Source organism: Qipengyuania sp. SM2512 (assembly GCF_054954005.1).
The window spans coordinates 2489772-2510356 of record NZ_CM143134.1 but is presented as its reverse complement, the minus strand read 5'-3'; the positions used below and the strand labels follow the sequence as shown (position 1 = coordinate 2510356).

Here is a 20585-nt window from a genome sequence, read left to right as displayed (position 1 = left end):
TTCTGGCGCGCTCATTTGGGCACCCCTTCCGGAAACTTGATTTCGCGTTCCTTGACCGCCTGTTCGGCCTGTTCCCTGAGATGCCAAGGCAGCTCCTCGAACACGTCCTCGAACATGGTGCGGAAGGGATGGTGCAGGCCGTGGCCGAGAATGCCGTTGGCCTCCGCCTCCTTGGTGGTGGCTCGGACCATTTCGGCGGCTTCGCGGTCCATCGCCTCCTGGCGCTCCTCGTCCCATTCGCCCAGCGCGATGAGATGGCGCTTGAGCCGCATCACGGGATCGCCCAGCGGCCATTCCTCGCGCTCCTGCGCGCTGCGATAGCCCGAAGGGTCGTCCGAGGTCGAATGGCCTTCGGCGCGGTAGGTGAAGAACTCGATCAGCGTCGGCCCGGCGTTGGCGCGCGCGCGGTTGGCGGCCCAGCGCTCGGCGGCGTAGCAAGCCAGCGCGTCATTGCCGTCGACCCGCAGCGCCGCGATGCCGTGCCCCAGCCCGCGCGCGGCGAAGGTTGTCCGCTCGCCCCCGGCGAAGCCCGAGAAGCTCGAAATCGCCCACTGATTGTTGACGACGTTGAGGATCACCGGCGCGTTGTAGACCGCGGCAAAGGTGCAGGCTGCGTGGAAATCGCCCTCGGCGGTGCTGCCCTCGCCGACCCAGGTCGCGGCGATCCGCGAATCGTTCTTGATCGCACTCGCCATCGCCCAGCCGACCGCCTGCGGGGTCTGGGTGGCGAGATTGCCGCTGATGGTGAAGAAGCTGTGCTCGCGGCTCGAATACATGATCGGCAGCTGGCGGCCCTTGAGCTTGTCGCCGCGATTCGAATAGATCTGGTTGATCATCTCGATCATCGGATAGCCGCGCGCGAGCAGGATGCCCTGCTGGCGGTAGCTGGGGAAGACCATGTCGTCGCTCGCCAGCGCCATCGAGGCGGAGATGCTCGTCGCCTCCTCGCCGGTGCACTTCATGTAGAAGCTGGTCTTGCCCTGCCGCTGACCGCGGAACATCCGCTCGTCGAACGCGCGGGTCACCGCCATGTTCTTCAGCATGGTGCGCAGTGTATCGGGGTCGAGCTTGGGATCCCAGGCCCCGTGCGCGCGATCGTCGTCGCCCAGCACGCGGATCAGCCCATAGGCCAGATCGCGCATATCGGCCGGGTCGCAGGCCTCGTCGGGGCGCGGTTCGCGGCCCGCCTCGCCGGAATCGACATGGCTGAAGTCCACGGCATCGCCGGGACGGTAGTGTGGTTCGGGGACATGCAGCGACAGCGAGGGCTTGTTCGAACCCTGGCCGGCTGCGCTGTCGGGCCTGTCGGCCATGTGGCGCTCTCCCTTTGCGACGAACGCGGTTGCAAGCAATCTTGCGTGAATGCGTTATAATATTTCAGCAATGCGGCCGGGTCAAGTTGACCGGTTCACACCGCTACGGGCGCCTTGAGCGGCCCGTGCGGCGTGTAGTTGTGAACCGCGAAATCCTCAATGCGATAATCGAAGATGGTCGGCGGCTGCCGCAGCATTTCAAGCCGCGGGCGCCCCTGCGGTTCCCGGCCGAGTTGCTCGGCGATCAGTTCCGCGTGGTTGAGATAGAGATGCGTGTCCCCGCCCATCCACACCAGTTCGCCCGGCTCGAGCCCGCATTGCTGCGCGAGCATGCGCTGGAGCAGCGCCGCCGACCACAGGTTGAACGGCAGCCCCAGAGCGACGTCGCAGCTGCGCTGGTAGAGTACGCTGTTCAGGCGCCCGTCGGCGACGTGATACTGATAGGTCTTGTGGCAGGGCGGCAGCGCCATAAGCTCCAGCTCGGCGACGTTCCAGCCCTCGAGGATATGCCGCCGGCTGCCCGGATTGTCGCGCAGCGATTCGACCAGCAACGCGACCTGGTTGATCCCCGGCCCTTTCTCGTAAAGCCCGTCGGGGCGGTAGCGATAGGTCGGCCAGTCGACCCATTGCTTGCCGTAAACCGGCCCCAGATCGCCCCAGCGCGCGGCAAAGGTCTCGTCCTCGGCGATCCGCGCGACGAAATCGTCGAGCGCGATCTCCTCGCCGCTTTCCTTCACATAGCGCGCATGCGGCCAGTCGTTCCAGATCTTGACCCCCTGAAGCACCAGCGGGCGGATATTGGTCTCGCCGGTCAGGAACCACAGCAATTCGCGCGTCGCGGTCTTCCAGTAAACGCGCTTGGTGGTGACCAGCGGCATGAAATCTTGTGCCAGATCGAAGCGAAGTCTCGTCCCGAAAATGGACCGAGTGCCGATCCCCGTGCGGTCGATGCGTTCCGATCCGCGCGTCCAGATGCGTCGCATCAGGTCGAGATATTGCATCTCCGGATGAGTCGGATCAGAAAGGACATATAAATCAAGGGCGAGCTGTGTTGCCATCGAAGTTGCATAGCAGGCCAAGCCTATATGTGCGACTAAAAATCATTTAATTTCAGTTGGATAAGGCTGTTTACAACTCCCAAGGAGGGTTGTTTACAATCAGGGATAGCCTGTGGAAACGCAGGTAAAACTTCTTGTCCCCAACTGCCCGCTTGCGCCGCTAACCGTCCACACCTATAGGGCGCGCCTTGCCTCGACCCGCGGGACAGTTTTTCGCGGGGCCGATCCGGTCGGGGAGTAGCTCAGCCTGGTAGAGCACTGTCTTCGGGAGGCAGGGGCCGGAGGTTCGAATCCTCTCTCCCCGACCAACTACCATTAATCGTTTGTTTTTAACACCTTAGCAGCTCAAGCTGCTTCGGTGTGGGGCAGGTTTGTGGGGCAGGTCTGGTGGGCAAAACGCGCTGACCTAGTGTACGTAAAAACCCAATATTCTGGGGCTGCTTGCCTCCGTTACCGAGACGACCCTCGTGCCCCCTTGCGCGGCTGCCGGGGCGCGGTAGGTTGCGCCTCTTTGAATCTTAGGGGGCAGGGCGTTGGAACTCGAAACAAAATTAGCAGAGCTTGCGAAGACCGTCCGCGATCACCGCGAGGTGCTGGCCACGGAAGAGGCCGCGAAGAATGCCCTCGTCATGCCGTTCCTGCAGGCCCTCGGGTATAACGTCTTCAATCCCTCCGAGGTGATACCGGAGTTCACCTGCGACGTCGGGACAAAGAAGGGTGAGAAGGTCGACTACGCCATCTGCGAGGGCGGCAAAATCTCCATGCTTATGGAGTGCAAGCCCTGCAACACGGAACTCAGCCTCAACAATGCATCCCAGCTCTTCCGCTACTTCAGCGTGACGGACGCGCGCGTAGCCAGCCTCGAAAAAGCAATCCAGCTCAAACGGCTATTGGATGCCGAAGGGATGACCCTCGAAGACGCTGTAAGTTTGCGGGACCGGCTGCGGGGGAACGTAGGGGCTGCAATGCAAGCTCAAGCGCGGGATGTGCTTGCGCGGGAGAGAGACGAGGTTCCAATGGACGACGCCGCTACCCGGCCTGTGGATCCAGTACCATTCGAGGAAACCACAGTTGGCATGGGGGTCAAAATCAGTGCGGAACTAGGGGATCTTGAAGGACAGATGGAATACGTCCTCGCTGACCTCAGCCATCAATGCTCCGAGGGTCGTGGAAGGGCACTTCGGGAGGCGCAAGGCGCTTGGGAATCCTACCGAGACCGTGAAGCTGAGTTTACGGCCATGCAGTGGGAAGGGGGTACCGGCGCACCGCTTCTCGGAGGTGCCCGCAAAGTCGAACTGACAGAAAAACGGCTGGCGGAACTTCGGCTGGCAAGGGCGGAAATAGACAGGGAATGACGTGCCTTTGAAAAAAGCAGGGCATTAGGGACACGCGCATAACCTACGCGGCAAGCCGCTGTAGCAAGTTCCGCACTGACGAGGGGTGCCACTGTCCCCCACGGGGCGTAACGATACCCCTAGCGTTCAGCTCCTTGGCAATCGCAGCCAGCGAGCCTGCGCCAGAGGCGCGAACGTCTGCAATCGTCTCCGCGTAGTCCGTTGCTCGCTCGGTAGCGTTCGCGCGGACAGCCTCTAGGGCCGCTGCGGTACCCTTCCCTGCCCTGCGGATCGCTGCAGCTCCGTTCGGGTTACCCAGCTTCACCCCGCGCGCCTTGGCGGCAGCTAAGGCAGCCTTGGTGCGGTCGGAGGTTAGCTTGCGCTCGCGCTGAGCCACGGCAGCCAGAATGTGAATCGTGAACTCGTCCGCCTCCGGCATATCGGCTGCGGTGAACTTGGCCCCGCTGTCCTGCAGGGCGGCAAGGAACGCCACGTTGCGAGACAGGCGGTCGAGCTTGGCAATCACGAGACGCGCGCCGGTCACCTTAGCCCGCTTCATAGCGGCGAGGAGCTGGGGCCGGTTGTCCCGCTTCCCACTCTCCACCTCGGTGAACTCGGCAATGATATCCCAGCCGCGTTGCTGGCATAGATCGCTGACGGCCTGCTGCTGGGCTTCAAGCCCTAGGCCCGAGCGGCCCTGACCCTCGGTCGAAACACGATAGTACGAGACAACCCTGCACATAAACTGCTCCTATACAAATCCTTGAAACGCTCGTTAGGCGGTTTTGTACGAGACTTATTTGCGCCTGTCGATTGGCCGTGGTTTCCATTCGTCGCAGAAAAGATTCGTGTGCGAGCGACACGGCGCGATGAGCTATATCGACGAGGTCCACGCGGTCGGGCTCTACGGGCCGCGAGGCGGCGGGGTTGCCGAACGCGAAGGGCTGATGGACCGGATCAGCGTGATCGAGGGCACACTGGGCAAGGCCTTCGGGGTAATGGGCGGCTATATCGCCGGTTCGGCCGATATGGTCGATTTCGTACGCAGCTTCGCCAGCGGCTTCATCTTCAGCACCGCGCTGCCGCCTGCGGTCGCGGCCGGCGCCTGCGCCAGCATCCGGCATCTCAAAGCCAGTTCCGCCGAGCGGGAGTTGCAGCAGAACCGGGTGGCGACGGTGCGGCGCAAGCTCGACATGCTGGGCATCCCCCACCTGCCCAACCCCAGCCACATTATCCCCGTGATGGTCGGCGATGCGCACAAGTGCAAAATGATCAGCGACTGGCTGATGGACAATCACGGCATCTATGTGCAGCCGATCAACTATCCCACCGTGCCCCGGGGCACCGAGCGGCTCCGGCTGACCCCCTCGCCGGTTCATTCGGATGGCGATATCGACCGGCTGATCGAAGCGCTGAGCGACATCTGGTCGCAGTGCGAACTGGCGCGCGGCGCGATGGCCGCGTGATTGCGTGATCGCGACTTTCAACGCCGAACCTGCGGACGAAAAAGGGCGCGGACCAGATCGGTCCGCGCCCTTAAGTTTAATAAAGTTTAGGCCTATTGCCCGCCGGTTTCCAGATAGGCGATGATGTCCGCGCGATCCTGACCGTCGGGCAGGCCGGCGAAGGCCATCTTCGTGCCGGGGACGACCCGCTGCGGATTCTCGAGATATTGGAACAGTTTCTCCGGTGTCCAGGTGATCCCGCTGTTGGCGTTGGCTTCGCTGTAGTTGTAGCCTTCGACGGTTCCCGCCGGCCGACCCACGATCCCGGCGAGCGAGGGGCCGATGCGGTTAACGCCTTCCTCAAGAACGTGGCACGAACTGCACTTGATGAAGACTTCTTCGCCATGTGCGACATCGGGTGTGAAGGACGCCAGCGTGGTCCCGTCGACAGTTTCGACATTGTCGGGCGCCGGAGCTTCCGCAGCGGGTTCGGGCGCAACAACCGCGGCGGCCGGATCGGTCGCTGGGGTATCGGCTTCCGCCGGTTCGTCGGTGCCGCCGCAGGCACTCAGCAGTGCGATCGACGCAGCCATTCCAAGATATTTGCCGAAATGTGTGGCAGTCCTCATCATAGATCACCCTTTCCCAACTCGGGCAACCCTCCCGCCGCACCAGTCGCAGCTATGGGCCCCCTCAGTTTCCAAACAACGCCCGGCTGGCGGATTAGGGCCACCGGCGCGTCGTTACAGATGGCACCGGGTCGAGCGCTATTCGGCTCCAGGTATAGAACCTATTTGTTCGCAATGCCAAAGCGAAAAAGCAGCCGGAGTGTAGGCGTCAATGCTTGCGCCGCCGCGGGGACCGGCACCTAGGTGCCGGTCCCCCGGGAGCCAGCGCCTAGCCGGCCTGCTGCGCGGCGATCCAGCGGTCGATGTGCGCCTCGAGCACGTCGAGCGGCACCGCGCCGTTCTCCAGCACCGCGTCGTGGAAATCGCGCAGGCTGAAACTGCTCCCCAGCGCCGTCTCGGCGCGGGTGCGAAGCTCGCGGATCTTGAGCTCGCCGATCTTATAGGCCAGCGCCTGGCCGGGCCAGGTGATGTAGCGATTGACCTCGGCGTCGATATTGCCCGCACTCAGCGCGGTGTTGTCGAGCATGAAATCCACCGCTTGCTGCTTGCTCCAGCCCTTGGAATGGATGCCTGTGTCGACCACCAGCCGGCTGGCGCGCCACATCTCATAGCTCAGTCGGCCCATTTCCTTGGCCGGGGTGTCGTAGAGACCCATCTCGATCCCGAGCCGCTCCGAATAGAGTCCCCAGCCCTCGACGAAGGCGGTGAAGAAGGTGCCGTGCTGGCGCAGCGGGTGGATGTCGAGCTCCTGCTGCAGCGCGATCTGGTGGTGATGCCCCGGCACCGCTTCATGCACGCCCAGCGCGGGCAGTTCCCACAGCGGACGCTGATCGAGTTCGGTGGTGTTGACGCGGTAGATGCCCGGCTGCCCGGTCGCGAGGCTGCCGCTTTCGTAATAGGCGGTGGTGTTGCCCGGAGCCTGCGCGGCGGGGATCGGGAGCACCGTGTAGGGCTGGCGCGGCAGCGTGCCAAACAGCTTGGGCATCCAGCCGTCGATCTGCTTGGCCAGCGCCCCGGCCGCCTCGAGCAGTTCTCCGGGGGTCTCGGGATAATATTGCGGATCGGTGCGCAGATGCTCGATGAATGCCTCGCGGCTTTCGAAGCCCGCCTCCTCGGCTACCGTTTCCATCTCGGCCCGGATCCGTGCCACTTCGGACAGTCCGAGCTGGTGGATCTGGTCCGGGGTCATGTTGGTGGTGGTGAAGCTCTTGACCCGATGGGCGTAATACTCCTCGCCCCGCGGCGTTGCGAGCACGCCGGGCATCCCGGTGCGGCATTCGGGGGCATATTCCTCGACATAGAAGTCACGGAAATCGCGATAGGCGGGCATTACCCCGGTTTCGAGCGCGGTGCGTGCGCGGGCCGGCAATTGCGTCCATTGCGCTTCGGAAATGGTCGAGGGACGCTCCTTGAACGGCAGCCACAGCGGCGATTCGGCCGGGTCCTCGACGATCATGCTCGCGATCCGGTCTTCGAGCCCCTGCATGGGTTCGCAGGCCTGCGTCAGACCGCGCGCGACCGCTTCGCGGCTGCGGGCGATGCCTTGCTGGTTGACTGCGGCGAAGCTCTCAAGCCGGCCGACATAGCTCTGGTAGTCCGCCAGCGTGAACAGCGGCGAGCCATAGGGCAGCGAGCCGAAATAGGCGAACCAGCCACCGCGATTGGTGAAGACGACGAACCGGTCGTGATCGAATTCGGCGCCGGCGATCTCGTCTTCGAAGCTGCGCTTAAGGATCGCATGATCGATCCGTAGTTCCTCGGGCAGCGCCGCCTTGTCGATCGCCTCGAGCCGGGCGAGAAAGGCGCGGGTTTCCGCGATCGAGGCCTCGTAGCGCGCCAGCGACATGTCGCCCAGCTTGCCGTCGCCGCGGCGGTCGCCGATCTGGGTCGCGGTCATCGGCGAATTGTCGAGCGTCCATTCCCAGACCTCGTCGCGCAATTCGCGGTAATCGTCGGCGGGGGCGGCATGCGCCATCGGAGCGAGGGCGACGCTGGCAAAGGCGAAGGCGGCGGCGAGGTATTTCATGAATGTATCTCCCTGTTGGGGAGCTTCCTATTGCGAGGCGCCGCCCGGGTCCAGTAGGGTCCGGGAATGACCAAACCATCGATCCTGTTCGTCTGCCTCGGCAATATCTGCCGCTCCCCCCTGGCCGAGGCGGCGCTGCGGCGCCGTGCGGCTGAAGCCGATCTCGATATCGAAATCGACAGCGTCGGCACCGCGGATTACCATGTCGGGCGCGCTCCCGACCCGCGCGCCATCGCCGAGGCGAAGCGTCAGGGGATCGACATCGGCAGCTACCGCGGACGCCAACTGGCGCGCGAGGATTTCGCCCGGTTCGACCATATCCTGGTGATGGACGATGACAATCTGGCGGATGTCCGCGCCATGGCACCGGCGGATTCCAAAGCGACGATCGCGCTGCTGCTCGATGTGGTTCCCGGCACCACCGGCCGGTCGGTCGCCGATCCCTATCATGGCAGCGAAGCCGATTTCGCCGGCACCTGGAAAGAAGTCGATGCCGCCGCCGAAGCGCTGATCGCCGTGCTGATCTCGGAACAGCGCGACCAGAGCGCGAAGGGATAAGGCGGCACCTCTTCTCCCCTCCCCATGGGGAGGGGTCGGGGGTGGGGGTACGGCGCGCGTAGCCACGAGCGCCGAGCACCCCCACCCAACCTCCCCCTCAAGGGGGAGGAGCGAGGTCGGTCATCATACTCAGCCGCCCCGCAGCGTCTTCACCCCGAAGTCGCGTTCGAACAGATAGAGCAGCACCCGCGCCGCCGCGCCGCGCTTGCCTTCGAGCCCGCCGTCGCGCTCCATCAGCAGCCGCGCATCGTCGTGTGCGACGGGGAGCAGCCGGGTGATCTGATCGAGATCGGCGATCTGGAATGCGGTGTCGCCCGACTGGCGCGTCCCCAGCAATTCGCCCCCGCCGCGCAGCCGCAGATCCTCTTCGGCCAGCCGGAACCCGTCCTGCGTCTCGCGCATCAGCGCCAGCCGGTCGCGCGCGGTTTCCGACAATTGGTCGCCGCGCAGCAGCAGGCAGGTCGATTTCTCGCTCCCGCGCCCGACCCGTCCGCGCAGCTGGTGGAGCTGCGCCAGCCCGAAGCGCTCGGCCTGTTCGATCACCATCAGCGTCGCGTTGGGGACATCGACCCCGACTTCGATCACGGTGGTCGCGACCAGCAGCTTGGCCTCTCCGCGCGCGAAGCATTCCATCGCCGCGTCTTTCATGTCGGGCGCGAGCTGACCGTGGACCAGCACCACATCATCCCCGAAGCGCTCCTTGAGCGAAGCGTAGCGCGCTTCCGCCGCGGCGGTGTCGTCGTTCTCGTTTTCGCGCACCATCGGGCAGACCCAATAGGCCTGCTGTCCGCTGGTGAGGTGCCGCTCGACCCCGGCGGCGACCTCGTCGAGCCGCGACAAGGAGACCACGCGGGTCTCGATCGCCTGCCGCCCGGGTGGCAATTCGTCGAGCTTGCTGACATCGAGCTCGCCATATTGCGCCAGCGTCAGCGTGCGCGGGATCGGGGTGGCGGTCATCGCGAGGACATGCGGCGCGGTGCGCCCCTTGCTCGCCAGCATCAGCCGCTGGCCGACCCCGAAGCGGTGCTGTTCGTCGATCACCACCATGGCTAGGTTGCGATAACCGACCTTGTCCTGGAAGATCGCATGGGTGCCGATGACGATATCGATGCTGCCATCGAGCAGCCCCATCAGCGTGGATTCGCGCGCCCTGCCCTTGTCGCGCCCGGTCAGCAGCGCAACCCGCGCGCCGGTGGGCTCGGCGAGCCGGCGCAGGCTCTCGTAATGCTGGCGCGCGAGGATCTCGGTCGGCGCCAGCAGCGCCGCCTGCGCCCCCGCCTCGACTGCGATCAGCATTCCGGCCAGCGCGACCACCGTCTTGCCCGCGCCGACATCGCCCTGGAGCAGCCGCAGCATCGGGGTGTCCTGCACCAGGTCGCCCTCGATCTCGGCGATCGAGCGGGTCTGCGCGCCAGTCAGCGGGAACGGCAGCGCGAGCCGGTCGCGCAAGGACCCGTCGCCCCTGAGCGGCTGGCCCTTGCGCTGGCGGTTGTCCGCGCGGACCAGCATCAGCGCGAGCGCATTGGCGAGCAGCTCGTCATAGGCGAGCCGGTCGCGCGCCGCGGCATCCTCGCCGCCATGCGCCCGCCGCAGCGCCTCGCGCCAGGCGGGCCAGCCCTCGCGCTCGACCTGGCCGGTCTCGCACCATTCGGGCAGCTCAGGGGTGCGCGCCAAGGCCTGCTCGACCAGCCCGGCCACCTTCGGCTGGGTCAGCCCTTCGGCGAGGCGATAGACCGGCTCGCACAGCCGCTGCAGCGTGTCGCCGCCTTCCTCGAGCACATGGTCGGGATGGACAATCTGCATCATGTCACCATAGCGCTCGAGCTTGCCCGCCACCCAGCGGTTCTCGCCCACGGGGAGCTGCTTCTTCGCGGTGTAGGACGCGCGGCCGAAATAGGTCAGCGACAGCACATTGCCCACGCTGTCCTGCGCAAGCACGCGGTAGGGCGCGCGCGGATTGCGGCCGCCGCGGTGCTCGATCACCAGCAGCTTGACGACGATCTGCTCGCCCTCGCCCGCCTCGTCGATCGTCCCGACCGCGCGGCGGGTCACGAAGCGTTCGGGGAAGTGATAGACGAGGTCGCGCACCCGCGTCAGCCCGAGCCGGTCGAGCGGCTTCTTGAGCTTGGGCCCGACCCCGTCGAGCGTCTCGGTCTCGGCGAACAGCGGATTGAGGGCATCGGGGCGCATCGCCACCGTCTAGCCGCAGTGGCAGGGGCAGCGAAAGCCGCGATCACGCGCGGGTCCGCCCCGCCTGTGGACAGCGATCCCCGCTTGCGCTGGCAGGGCGCGCAGGATAGGCGCGCGCCATGCCAGAAGCCCTTACCTTCGAAGGCCGCATCCAGCGCGCCCGTTTCCGCGCCTGGCACCGCGGCACGCGCGAGGCGGATTACATGTTCGGCGGGTTTTTCGACCGCTATCACGGCGAATGGAAGGGCGAGGAACTGGCCTGGTTCGAGGCGCTGCTCGAGGAGGACGATGTCGACGTGATGGCCTGGGCGCTGCGAACCCAGCCGGTCCCGCCGCGCTTCCAGGGCGCAATGATCGAGCGCATGATGCTGCTCGACTATGTCGATATTCCCCGCTGACGGGAACGCCGGCGACCATCCCGCGCTGACCAGCACCATGCCCGATCTTTCCCGCATTCTCTCCGCCACGACGCCGCTGACGCTGGCGCAGGTCGCGCGCGGCAGCCAGCCGCTGGTGATGGCCGATCTGGCACGCGCCGGCGCAGGCCGCGCGGTGTTCATCGCCCCCGACGACACCGCGATGCGCGCGGTCAGCGACGCGGCGCATTATTTCGCCCCCGAGCTCGAGGTGATCGAGTTCCCCGCCTGGGACGCGCTGCCCTACGACCGCTCCAGCCCCGCGCTGACGGTCAGCGCCAAGCGGCTCGCCGCGCTCCACCGGTTGCAGACCGGCAAATCGGGCGCGCAATTGCTGGTCACCACGATCAACGCCGTGCTCCAGCGCGTGCTCACCCCGCTCCGCATCCGCGAGGGCGTGCGCGAATTCGCGATTGGGAGCGAGATCGGCCGCGACAGCCTCGCGCGGCTGCTCCAGCGCCAGGGCTACAGCCGCACCGACACGGTGGCGGACAAGGGCGAATACGCGATCCGCGGTTCGATCGTCGATGTCTTCCCCTCGGGGCTCGACGAGGGCCTGCGGCTCGATTTCTTCGGCGACGAGCTGGAAAGCCTGCGGCTGTTCGATCCCAACACGCAGATGACCACCGCGCGGATCGAGTCGCATCTGCTCCTCCCCGCCAGCGAGGCGCTGCTCGACGAGGCCAGCATCAAGCGCTTCCGTGGGCGCTACCGCGAATTGTTCGGCGCCGATGCGACGCAGGACCCGCTCTACGAGGCGGTCAGCGAGGGGCGGCGGCTGGCGGGCATGGAGCACTGGCTGCCGCTGTTCGAGGAGCGGATGGCGACGCTGTTCGACCATCTCGACGACCGCGACATCGTGGTGATCGACGGCGCGGCGATGAACGCCGCCGAGGAGCGCCTGGGCGATATCGCCGACTACTACGCCGCGCGCAGCCAGGCCACGGGGCAGGCCAGGGGCAGCTACCGCCCGGTCGAACCCGCCTCGCTCTATCTCGACAAGGACGAGCTGACCCGCGCGCTCGATGCCCACCCGGTCCACCGCAGCACCGGTTTCGACGAGCCCGAGAGCAAGAAGGTCATCGACTTCGGCTTCCGCTCGGGCCGCGATTTCGGGCCCGACCGCGCGCGCGGCGAGAACGTCTATCCGCTGCTCGCCGACCATCTGAAAGCGGTCGGCAAGGCCGGGCGCAGGCCGCTGCTGGCGACCTATTCCAAGGGCAGCCGCGCACGGATGGTCTCGATCCTCCAGGAGGCCGGGATCGCGATCCAGCTGGCGGACAGCTGGCAGGAGGCGCTCGGCCTGTCGGCCAAGGGCGTGCCCGCGGCGATGATCGTCCCGCTCGACACCAGCTTCGCCAATAACGAGCTCGAGGTCCTCACCGAGCAGGATATCCTCGGCGACCGGCTGGTCCGGCGGCGCAAGAAGCGCAAGAGCTCGGATGCCTTCCTCGCCGAACTGCAGGCGCTCTCGGTCGGCGATCTGGTGGTCCACACCGAGCACGGCATCGGCAAATATCTCGGGCTGGAAGCCATCGCGGTCGGCAAGAGCAAGCACGACTGCGTGATGCTGGCCTACCGCGGCGGCGACAAACTGTTCATCCCGGTCGAGAACATCGACGTGCTCAGCCGCTACGGCTCGTCCGAAGAGGCGGTCATGCTCGACCGGCTCGGCGGCGAGGCGTGGCAGAAGCGCCGTTCGCAGCTCAAGGAGCGGATCCGCGAGATCGCGCACGAATTGCTCCGCACCGCCGCCGCGCGCGCGCTGCGCAAGGCACCGGTTTTCGAAGTCGAATCAGGGCCTTTCAACCAGTTCCTCGACCGCTTCCCGTGGGAAGAGACCGAGGATCAGGAGCGCGCCATCGAGGATGTGCTGAGCGACCTGGAAAGCGGCCACCCGATGGACCGGCTGGTCTGCGGCGATGTCGGCTTCGGCAAGACCGAGGTCGCGCTGCGCGCCGCCTTCGTCGCGGCGATGAACGGGCAGCAGGTGGCGGTCATCGCCCCGACTACGCTGCTCGCGCGCCAGCACTACCAGGGCTTCTCCGAGCGCTTCGCCGGCTTCCCGGTGGAGGTCGGACGGCTCAGCCGGCTGGTCCCGGCCAAGGAGATGAAGGAAACCCGCGAACGGCTCGCAAGCGGCGCGCTCGATATCGTTGTCGGCACCCATGCGATCCTCTCCAAGAGCACCGCGTTCAAGGATCTCGGTCTCGTGATCGTCGACGAGGAGCAGCGCTTCGGGGTGACGCACAAGGAAAAGCTCAAGCAGCTGCGCGCCGACGTGCACATGCTCACGCTCACCGCGACCCCGATCCCGCGCACGCTGCAGATGGCGATGACGGGATTGCGCGAACTCTCGACCATCCAGACCCCGCCGGTCGATCGCCTCGCGGTGCGGACCTATGTGATGGAATGGGACGAGATCGTGATGCGCGAGGCGCTGCTGCGCGAACACCATCGCGGCGGGCAGAGCTTCATCATCGTCCCGCGCATCGCCGACATGCCCGAGATCGAGAAATGGCTGCGCGAGGCGGTGCCCGAGGTCAAGACCGTCACCGCGCACGGCCAGATGGCGCCCAACGAGGTCGAAGAGCGGATGAGCGCCTTCTACGACCGGCAATACGACGTGCTGCTGGCGACCACCATCGTCGAGAGCGGGCTCGATATCCCCAGCGCCAACACGATCATCATCCACCGCGCGGACATCTTCGGTCTCGCCCAGCTCTACCAGCTACGCGGCCGCGTCGGCCGCGCGAAGCTGCGCGCCTATGCCTATCTGACCTATGCCAAGGACACGCAGCTCTCCGAAGTCGGCGAGAAGCGCTTGAAGGTGCTCGGCGATCTCGACAGTCTGGGCGCCGGGTTCCAGCTCGCCAGCCACGATCTCGATATCCGCGGGGCGGGCAATCTGCTCGGCGACGAACAGTCGGGGCATATCCGCGAGGTCGGGTTCGAGCTCTACCAGTCGATGCTCGAGGATGCGATCCTGGCGGCCAAGGCGGGCGAGGCCGGGCTCGATGCCAAGCCCGACAGCGTCAGCCCGCAGATCACCGTCGATGCGCCGATCATGATCCCCGAGGATTACGTCCCCGATCTGGCGGTGCGGATGGCGCTCTATCGCCGTCTCAACGATGCGCGCGACAAGGGCGAGATCGAGGCGCTGGCGGCCGAGATGATCGACCGCTTCGGCGATCTGCCAGCGGCGACCGCCAACCTCGTCCGGCTGATCGAGATCAAGCATCAGGCGATCGAGGCGAATATCGCGAAGATCGACGTCGGCAATGCCGGCACGCTGGTCACCTTCCACAATGACGATTTCCCCGATCCCATGGGGCTGCTCGCCTATGTCGACCGGCTCAAGGGGACAGCCAAGCTGCGCCCCGACATGAAGCTGGTGATCAGCCGCGCCTGGAATTCGCCCGAGAACCGCCTGAACGGTCTCTATCAACTGACCAAGGGGCTGGGCGGGGTCGCGCGCAAGGCGCGGAAGGCGAAAAAGCCCGCCTAGCGCGAAGCCAGCGCCAGGAAATCTTCCGCAAGCATCGGTTCGGCGCGCAGGAAACCCTGATAGACCTCGCACCCTTCTCGCGCGATGAGGGCGCGCTGGGCTTCGGTCTCGACCCCTTCGACGACTACCTTGAGATCGAGCGCCTTGGCCATGGCCACGATGGCGCGGAACACCGCCAGGTCGCGCTGATCGTCGAGCACACCGTCGATCATAGAGCGATCGAGCTTGAGATGATCTATCGGAAGCACTTTCAAATATCTGAAATTGCAGAAACCTGCGCCGAAATCATCGAGCGAAAGGCTGATCCCGCTCGATTTGAGTTCGGCCAGAACCTCGCTCACCTGTTCCAGATTGGCGAGCAGGACCTGCTCGGTGATCTCGAGCGTCAGCATCTGCGGATCGATCCCGTTGACCTTCACCAGCGCGAGAAATTCGCGCGCGAAGCTTCCCGCCGCGAGATCGGCGGGAGTGACGTTGATCGACAGCCGCAAATCCTTGGGCCAGGCCCGCGCGGCTTCCAGGGCCTTGCTGGCAATATGGCGCGACAGCTGCGCGGTGTGGTCAGCGCGTTCGGCGATGGTGAACAGCGTTGCCGCCCCGACCCGTCCGAGCACCGGATGGTCCCAGCGTGCGAGCGCCTCGGCTCCGATTAGCCGGTCGGTTTCGAGTGCGTATTGCGGCTGGAAACGGATTGCGATTTCGTCGTGATCGATCGCCGCGAGCAGATCGGCTTCAAGCTGCTGGCTCGAGCGGCCGTCCTTGGAGAGTTCGCCGCTGGTCCAAACCACCCGGTGTCCCTGAAGCGAGCGGATCCGGGCGGATGCCTCGGACAGCGTGTCGAGCAGCGATGCGGAGGTGTCGCCCTCGGTCGCGCGGATCAGCGCAACCCGCGGCCACAGCCGCAGGCTGTGCGCTGTGTCCGGATCGCTGATTGGCATGGCGATTGCGTCGGCCAGAGCCTCGGCGAGCCACTGCCAGCGTTCCCGGTTGCATTCCTCGCGCAGCGCCAGGAGGAATGTATCGCCCGAACTGCGCGCGGCGATCCACACCCCGCTTTCGAGCTCGTCGGCGGCGAAATGGCGGATCCGCTGGGCGATCTCGATCAGCGCGCCATCGCCGGCGGTCTCGCCGAAAGCGACGTTCACGCGGTCGATCCGGCCGACCGAAATCAGCATGGCATGGATCGGGCATTCGATCCCCCCCGAGGGCCATTCACGCCGCCAGCGATCGAGAACGTTGCGAGCATGCGCCAGCGTCGCGAGGCCCGTCAGCCGGTCGCGCGTATCGTCGTCTGTCGCTGAGGCAAGGCTGGCCATGAACCCCCATATCAGTCGGATTGCGTAAATAGGCCAGAGATTTCCCCGCGTTGCCAAATGGCACGGCCGTCCATACACACTCCCGCGATTCCAAGCTTCCGCAACACGGCAGCGCGATGCGACCAAAGACGTTCACCCCAAGCGATCACCACGGGAAAGCGCGATGCCGAATTTCGAAAAGCTGGCCCTGATCGTCTCGGACACCGACCGTGCCCACGAGGTCGCACCGATGTACCGCGGCCTGGTCGACTGGGTCCCGCTCGAGGAAGCCGAGGCGGCCGTCGTCATCGGCGGCGACGGCGCCATGCTGCAGACGCTCCACGCGATGCTCGATTGCGGCATCATCAAGCCGGTCTACGGGGTAAACCTGGGCACCGTCGGCTTTCTCATGAACCACAACCGCTCGCCCGAAAAGCTCCTGCGCCGGATCGAGCGCGCGCGCAGCGTCGCGGTGGCTCCGCTGTGCATGGATGCGATCCGGCAGGATGGCAGCACACAGCAATTCTGCGCCATCAACGAGGTCTCGCTGCTGCGCGAAACGCGCCAGACCGCCAAGATCGAGGTGTCGGTCGACGACAAGGTGCGGATCAAGGAACTGGTCTGCGACGGTGTGCTGGTGGCCACCCCCGCCGGCTCGACCGCCTACAATTTGTCGGCCAATGGACCGATCCTGCCGCTCGATTCCAACTTGCTGGCGCTCACCCCGATCAGCCCCTTCCGCCCTCGCCGCTGGCGCGGGGCGCTGCTTCCCGATCGCAGCACGATCCGTTTCCGCGTGCTCGAATCCGACAAGCGCCCGGTCTCGGTCGTCGCGGACCAGAAGGAGGTGCGCGACATCGCCGAGGTCTCGCTCCACATCGCCCGCGAGCAGGAACTGCAACTGCTGTTCGATCCCGGCCATGCGCTCGACGAACGCATTGTCGCGGAGCAGTTTCTGGTGTGATCGGACCGCCTGCGAAAAATCGCGCCGCGCCCGCTTGCCAAACCCCCCGAGCCCCCATATAGCGCGCCCCTGCCGACCTGGCTGCTCCCCGATAGCTCAGCGGTAGAGTAGGTGACTGTTAATCACTTGGTCGTTGGTTCGAATCCAACTCGGGGAGCCATTTTCCGCACAGCCAGATCGACAGCGCCGCATTTCGATGCGGCGCCGGTCGCTAGCGATGGCAGCGCTCCATCAGACGCCGAGAAGTAAGCGCAGACCCACCCAGAAGGTTAGCGCGGCGGTCAACCAGCGGATCCAGTCCCTGGGCAACAGGCGGACCGCCAGCAGACTGCCGATCTGTCCACCGATCGCCACCGCCAGCAGCAGCGGGAGGCCGAAGGCGATGGCGGCTTCGAACCTCCCGGCACCGCCCTTGAGCAATTGTCCGGCGAGCCCGAACAGCGAGTTTATCAGGATGAACAGGCTCGCCGTGGCGGCGATGGCGCGCGCGTCGCGCCAGCGGACGAGGTGGAGCAGCGGCGCCAGGAAGATGCCGCCGCCGATACCGACCAGCCCGGCCAGATACCCCAGCGGCACCGCCGCAAAGGGGATGAAGCGAGCCAGCGCGGCGGGCTCGCCCGCCCGCGTGGCCGTGACCGGGACCAGCAGGGTCAGGCTGGTCAGCACCAGGCTCGCGCCCAGCAGCAGCAGGAAGCCGCGCTCGCCGATCGGCGTGAGCCCGCCCAGCAGCGCAGCGGGGGCCGCGAGCGCCGTGAGCAACAGTGCGCCGCGCCATGGCGTGGTCCCGGCGTGCGCATAGCGGATGCTGCTTCCCGCAACGACCACCACATTGCACGACAGCGCGATCAGCGGAAGGATGCGGTAGTCGGTCCCCGCCAGCGCCAGCAGCGCATTGTAGGTGGACCCGCCGCCGAACCCCACCGAGGCATAGAGCACAGCGGTCGCTAGGAAGGCGGCGGCCAGCCAGAGCATGTCGCCGCCCTATCGCCCTCGCCGCCGAGCTTCAGGCCCGCGCGGCCATCGCCCCGTGGCAATGCTTGTATTTGTTGCCCGAACCGCAGGGGCACGGCGCATTGCGGCTGACTTCCATACCGGCATAGGGGTTGGAGGTATCGGAACCGCCGGTACCGACCGCCGCACGCGAGCTGCCCGCGAGCGAACCGAACAGACCCGCCTGCCGGCTCGAGCCGTCGCCATCGTTCGAATCGTCGAGCCCGGTGAGCGGGTCGATATGCCCGGTGAGGAAATCGGGCAGGTCTGGCAGGCTGCCCTGCGGCATCGGCTGCGGCTCGCGGACGTCGAGCTTCATGAGCTTGGTGGTGACGTCCTCGCGCAGCGTCTCGAGCAACCGCTCGAACAGGCCGAAGGCTTCCTGCTTGTACTCGTTGATCGGCTGCTTCTGGGCATGCGCGCGCAGGCCCACGACCTGGCGCAGCGCGTCGAGCGTGGCGAGGTGTTCCTTCCAGTGGTGATCGAGCGTCTGGAGCAGCACACTCTTCTCGATGCTGCGCCACATCGATTTGTCGACGCGGGTCATCTTCGCATCCATCTGCCCGTCGACCTCGGCGCGGATCCGCTCCTCGATGATCTCGGGTTCGACCGTGTCTTCCTCGAGCCAGGCATCGAGCGGGAGGTTGAGGCCGAGCACCTCGTCGAGCCGCGTCTTGAGATCGTCGATCTTCCACTGCTCGGGATAGGAGCCCGGCGGGCAGGCTTCCTCGACCAGCGAATTGATCGTGTCGTAGCGCATGTCGAGGACGACCTCGTCCACCGTCTCGCTATCCATGATCTCGGCGCGCTGCTCGTAGATGACCTTGCGCTGGTCGTTCATGACGTCGTCGTATTGGACGACGTTCTTGCGGACCTCGTAATTGCGCCCCTCGACCTTCTTCTGCGCGGTCTCGATGGCCTTGGAGAGCCATTTGGAGCCGATCGCCTCGCCGTCCTCGAGATTGGAATTCATCATCTTGGAGAACAGCGTGTCGGGGCCGAAGATGCGCAGCAGATCGTCCTCGAGGCAAAGGTAGAAGCGCGACAGGCCGGGATCGCCCTGACGGCCCGAGCGGCCGCGCAGCTGGTTGTCGATCCGGCGGCTTTCGTGGCGCTCGGTGCCGAGCACGAACAGCCCGCCCGCCTCGATCACGCGGTTCTTCTCGTCCTCGATCTCCTGCTTGATCCGCGCCACCGCTTCGTCGCGCTCGGGGCCCTCGGGCATCTCGCCAAGCTCGTCCTCGACGCGGAATTCGAGATTGCCGCCCAGCTGGATATCGGTGCCCCGGCCGGCCATGTTGGTGGCGATGGTCACCGAGCCGATGCGACCGGCCTGCGCGACGATGCGCGCTTCCTTTTCATGCATCCGGGCGTTGAGGATGGCGTGCTCGACGCCCTCCTTCTCCAGGAACTGGCTGAGCAGTTCCGACTTCTCGATCGAGACCGTGCCCACCAGCACCGGCTGACCGATCTCGTGCTTCTCGCGGATCGCCTTGGCGATGGCCTGGAACTTGTCCATCGTGTTCTTGTAGAACTGGTCGTCCTCGTCGATCCGCTGGACCGGCTTGTGGGTCGGGATCTCGGCGACGTTGAGCTTGTAGATGTCCCAGAATTCGGCCGCCTCGGTGGCGGCGGTGCCAGTCATGCCCGAAAGCTTGGGATACATGCGGAAATAGTTCTGGAAGGTGATCGAGGCGAGCGTCTGGTTCTCGGGCTCGATCTTGACGCCTTCCTTGGCTTCGACCGCCTGATGCAAACCGTTGGACCAGCGGCGGCCCTCCATCATCCGCCCGGTGAACTCGTCGATGATGACGATCTTGTCGTCCTTGACGATGTAATCGGTGTCGCGCTTGAACATGATGTTGGCGCGCAGCGCCTGGTCGAGATGGTGGATCACCAGCGTGTTCTCGACGTCGTAGAGGTTCTCGGTCTCGAGCAGGCCGGCCTCGGAGAGCTTGGCCTCGATCGCGTCGGTGCCGTCCTCGGTCCAGGTGATGTTCTTGGACTTCTCGTCCGCCTCGTACCATTCGGGATCGAGATCCTTCACGATCGCGTCGATCGAGACGTAGAGGTCGGACTTGTCCTCGGTCGGGCCGGAGATGATCAGCGGAGTCCGGGCCTCGTCGACCAGGATCGAATCGACCTCGTCGAGGATGGCGTAGTTGAAGGGGCGCTGGACCATCTGGCCGCGCTCGTGCTTCATGTTGTCGCGCAGATAGTCGAAGCCGAACTCGTTGTTGGTGCCGTAGGTGATGTCGGCATTGTAGGCGTCGCGGCGCTGGAATTCGTCGATATTGGGGACGATCACCCCGACCGTCAGCCCGAGGAAGCGATAGAGCTGCCCCATCCATTCGGCATCGCGGCGGGCCAGATAGTCGTTGACCGTGATGACGTGAACGCCCTTGCCCTCGATCGCGTTGAGATAGGTCGCCAGCGTGGCGACCAGCGTCTTGCCCTCGCCGGTGCGCATCTCGGAGATCTCGCCGCGATGCAGCACGATGCCGCCGATCATCTGGACGTCGAAATGGCGCATGCCCAGCACGCGGATCGAAGCCTCGCGCACCGTGGCGAAGGCCTCGGGGAGGATTTGGTCGAGCGTCTTGCCCGAGGCGAGCTGTTCGCGGAACTTCTCGGTCTGAGCGGTCAGTTCCTCGTCGGAGAGCGCCTGGATCTGTTCCTCGAGCGCGTTGATCTGGTCGACCGTCTTGCGCATCGAGCGCACGTAGCGTTCGTTGGACGAACCGAAGACGGCTTTGGTAAGGGATTTGAGCATGGGCGCGATCTCGCGATGAAATTTGAAAAGATGCCCGGGCGCCTCATGGCCGCCAGGCAGAAAACAGGCCATCGGGGCATATTCAG

The 20585-nt window shown here is 65.4% G+C and carries 14 protein-coding genes, 2 tRNA genes and 1 pseudogene; 8 read left to right on the top strand and 9 right to left on the bottom strand.

The genetic code is table 11. The features are described from left to right. Positions 1 to 11 precede the first annotated feature (11 nt). Positions 12 to 1313 (bottom strand): thiamine pyrophosphate-dependent enzyme, encoded by a 1302-nt coding sequence (locus ACQ5J0_RS12525; protein WP_462567837.1) that lies wholly within the window; start codon positions 1311 to 1313, stop codon positions 12 to 14. Between the two features lie 95 nt (positions 1314 to 1408). Continuing rightward, positions 1409 to 2314 (bottom strand): thymidylate synthase, encoded by a 906-nt coding sequence (gene thyA / locus ACQ5J0_RS12520; RefSeq protein ID WP_462567835.1) that lies wholly within the window; start codon positions 2312 to 2314, stop codon positions 1409 to 1411. Positions 2315 to 2602: 288 nt separating this feature from the next. Here thyA and ACQ5J0_RS12515 point away from each other — a divergent pair. Together ACQ5J0_RS12515 and ACQ5J0_RS12510 are read left to right on the top strand one after the other, a co-directional pair. Continuing rightward, positions 2603 to 2679: transfer RNA gene (locus ACQ5J0_RS12515), tRNA-Pro, on the top strand. 225 nt (positions 2680 to 2904) lie between these two features. Further along, positions 2905 to 3726, top strand: coding sequence for a lysozyme inhibitor LprI family protein (locus tag ACQ5J0_RS12510; RefSeq protein WP_462567834.1), 822 nt, complete (start codon positions 2905 to 2907; stop codon positions 3724 to 3726). A 43-nt stretch (positions 3727 to 3769) separates the two neighbouring features. Here the strand turns inward: ACQ5J0_RS12510 and ACQ5J0_RS12505 are convergent, their stop codons facing one another. Further along, positions 3770 to 4447, bottom strand: coding sequence for a recombinase family protein (locus tag ACQ5J0_RS12505; protein ID WP_462567833.1), 678 nt, complete (start codon positions 4445 to 4447; stop codon positions 3770 to 3772). A gap of 106 nt (positions 4448 to 4553) precedes the next feature. Between ACQ5J0_RS12505 and ACQ5J0_RS12500 the strand changes: the two are divergent. Beyond that, positions 4554 to 5171, top strand: a pseudogene (locus ACQ5J0_RS12500) (aminotransferase class I/II-fold pyridoxal phosphate-dependent enzyme); the annotation flags it as partial. Between the two features lie 92 nt (positions 5172 to 5263). Here the strand turns inward: ACQ5J0_RS12500 and ACQ5J0_RS12495 are convergent. Beyond that, positions 5264 to 5779: a c-type cytochrome gene (locus ACQ5J0_RS12495; RefSeq protein ID WP_462567832.1), complete on the bottom strand. Its 516-nt coding sequence runs from the start codon at positions 5777 to 5779 to the stop codon at positions 5264 to 5266. Positions 5780 to 6047: 268 nt separating this feature from the next. Further along, positions 6048 to 7805: a DUF885 domain-containing protein gene (locus ACQ5J0_RS12490; protein WP_462567831.1), complete on the bottom strand. Its 1758-nt coding sequence runs from the start codon at positions 7803 to 7805 to the stop codon at positions 6048 to 6050. Positions 7806 to 7871: 66 nt separating this feature from the next. Here ACQ5J0_RS12490 and ACQ5J0_RS12485 point away from each other — a divergent pair, with 66 nt between their 5' ends. Continuing rightward, positions 7872 to 8363, top strand: a complete 492-nt coding sequence (locus tag ACQ5J0_RS12485; RefSeq protein ID WP_462567830.1) for a low molecular weight protein-tyrosine-phosphatase — start codon at positions 7872 to 7874, stop codon at positions 8361 to 8363. Positions 8364 to 8492: 129 nt separating this feature from the next. On the opposite strand, the gene recG is transcribed toward ACQ5J0_RS12485, so the two are convergent. Further along, entirely contained in the window at positions 8493 to 10553 is a 2061-nt protein-coding gene (gene recG, locus ACQ5J0_RS12480; RefSeq protein ID WP_462567829.1) for an ATP-dependent DNA helicase RecG, read from the bottom strand. Positions 10554 to 10672: 119 nt separating this feature from the next. On the opposite strand from recG, the gene ACQ5J0_RS12475 reads away from it, so the two are divergent. Further along, positions 10673 to 10951, top strand: coding sequence for an FAD assembly factor SdhE (locus tag ACQ5J0_RS12475; RefSeq protein ID WP_462567828.1), 279 nt, complete (start codon positions 10673 to 10675; stop codon positions 10949 to 10951). 37 nt (positions 10952 to 10988) lie between these two features. Next, on the top strand, positions 10989 to 14477 hold the full coding sequence (gene mfd, locus ACQ5J0_RS12470) for a transcription-repair coupling factor (protein ID WP_462570114.1): 3489 nt from the start codon (positions 10989 to 10991) through the stop codon (positions 14475 to 14477). Here the strand turns inward: mfd and ACQ5J0_RS12465 are convergent. After that, the gene (locus ACQ5J0_RS12465; protein WP_462567827.1) at positions 14474 to 15793 is read right to left on the bottom strand and encodes an EAL domain-containing protein; all 1320 of its coding nucleotides are present in this window, start codon (positions 15791 to 15793) and stop codon (positions 14474 to 14476) included. The genes mfd and ACQ5J0_RS12465 overlap by 4 nt on opposite strands. Before the next feature lie 163 nt (positions 15794 to 15956). Between ACQ5J0_RS12465 and ACQ5J0_RS12460 the strand changes: the two genes are divergently transcribed. After that, on the top strand, positions 15957 to 16736 hold the full coding sequence (locus ACQ5J0_RS12460; RefSeq protein WP_462567826.1) for an NAD kinase: 780 nt from the start codon (positions 15957 to 15959) through the stop codon (positions 16734 to 16736). A gap of 85 nt (positions 16737 to 16821) precedes the next feature. Further along, positions 16822 to 16896, top strand: a tRNA-Asn gene (locus ACQ5J0_RS12455). Between the two features lie 71 nt (positions 16897 to 16967). Here the strand turns inward: ACQ5J0_RS12455 and ACQ5J0_RS12450 are convergent. Both ACQ5J0_RS12450 and secA read right to left on the bottom strand, forming a co-directional pair. Further along, positions 16968 to 17708 carry a sulfite exporter TauE/SafE family protein gene (locus ACQ5J0_RS12450; protein WP_462567825.1) on the bottom strand — a complete coding sequence of 247 codons (741 nt, stop codon included), beginning with the start codon at positions 17706 to 17708 and terminating at the stop codon, positions 16968 to 16970. A 31-nt stretch (positions 17709 to 17739) separates the two neighbouring features. Next, entirely contained in the window at positions 17740 to 20499 is a 2760-nt protein-coding gene (gene secA / locus ACQ5J0_RS12445; RefSeq protein ID WP_462567823.1) for a preprotein translocase subunit SecA, read from the bottom strand. Positions 20500 to 20585 lie beyond the last annotated feature (86 nt).

Bases quoted from the DNA above. Each gene is read 5' to 3' on its own strand.
- ACQ5J0_RS12460 (WP_462567826.1), top strand. From the start codon at position 15,957: ATGCCGAATTTCGAAAAGCTGGCCCTGATCGTCTCGGACACCGACCGT.
- ACQ5J0_RS12495 (WP_462567832.1), bottom strand. From the start codon at position 5,779: ATGAGGACTGCCACACATTTCGGCAAATATCTTGGAATGGCTGCGTCG.
- ACQ5J0_RS12450 (WP_462567825.1), bottom strand. From the start codon at position 17,708: ATGCTCTGGCTGGCCGCCGCCTTCCTAGCGACCGCTGTGCTCTATGCC.
- ACQ5J0_RS12525 (WP_462567837.1), bottom strand. From the start codon at position 1,313: ATGGCCGACAGGCCCGACAGCGCAGCCGGCCAGGGTTCGAACAAGCCC.
- mfd (WP_462570114.1), top strand. From the start codon at position 10,989: ATGCCCGATCTTTCCCGCATTCTCTCCGCCACGACGCCGCTGACGCTG.
- ACQ5J0_RS12475 (WP_462567828.1), top strand. From the start codon at position 10,673: ATGCCAGAAGCCCTTACCTTCGAAGGCCGCATCCAGCGCGCCCGTTTC.
- ACQ5J0_RS12465 (WP_462567827.1), bottom strand. From the start codon at position 15,793: ATGGCCAGCCTTGCCTCAGCGACAGACGACGATACGCGCGACCGGCTG.
- ACQ5J0_RS12505 (WP_462567833.1), bottom strand. From the start codon at position 4,447: ATGTGCAGGGTTGTCTCGTACTATCGTGTTTCGACCGAGGGTCAGGGC.
- recG (WP_462567829.1), bottom strand. From the start codon at position 10,553: ATGCGCCCCGATGCCCTCAATCCGCTGTTCGCCGAGACCGAGACGCTC.
- thyA (WP_462567835.1), bottom strand. From the start codon at position 2,314: ATGCAATATCTCGACCTGATGCGACGCATCTGGACGCGCGGATCGGAA.
- secA (WP_462567823.1), bottom strand. From the start codon at position 20,499: ATGCTCAAATCCCTTACCAAAGCCGTCTTCGGTTCGTCCAACGAACGC.
- ACQ5J0_RS12485 (WP_462567830.1), top strand. From the start codon at position 7,872: ATGACCAAACCATCGATCCTGTTCGTCTGCCTCGGCAATATCTGCCGC.
- ACQ5J0_RS12490 (WP_462567831.1), bottom strand. From the start codon at position 7,805: ATGAAATACCTCGCCGCCGCCTTCGCCTTTGCCAGCGTCGCCCTCGCT.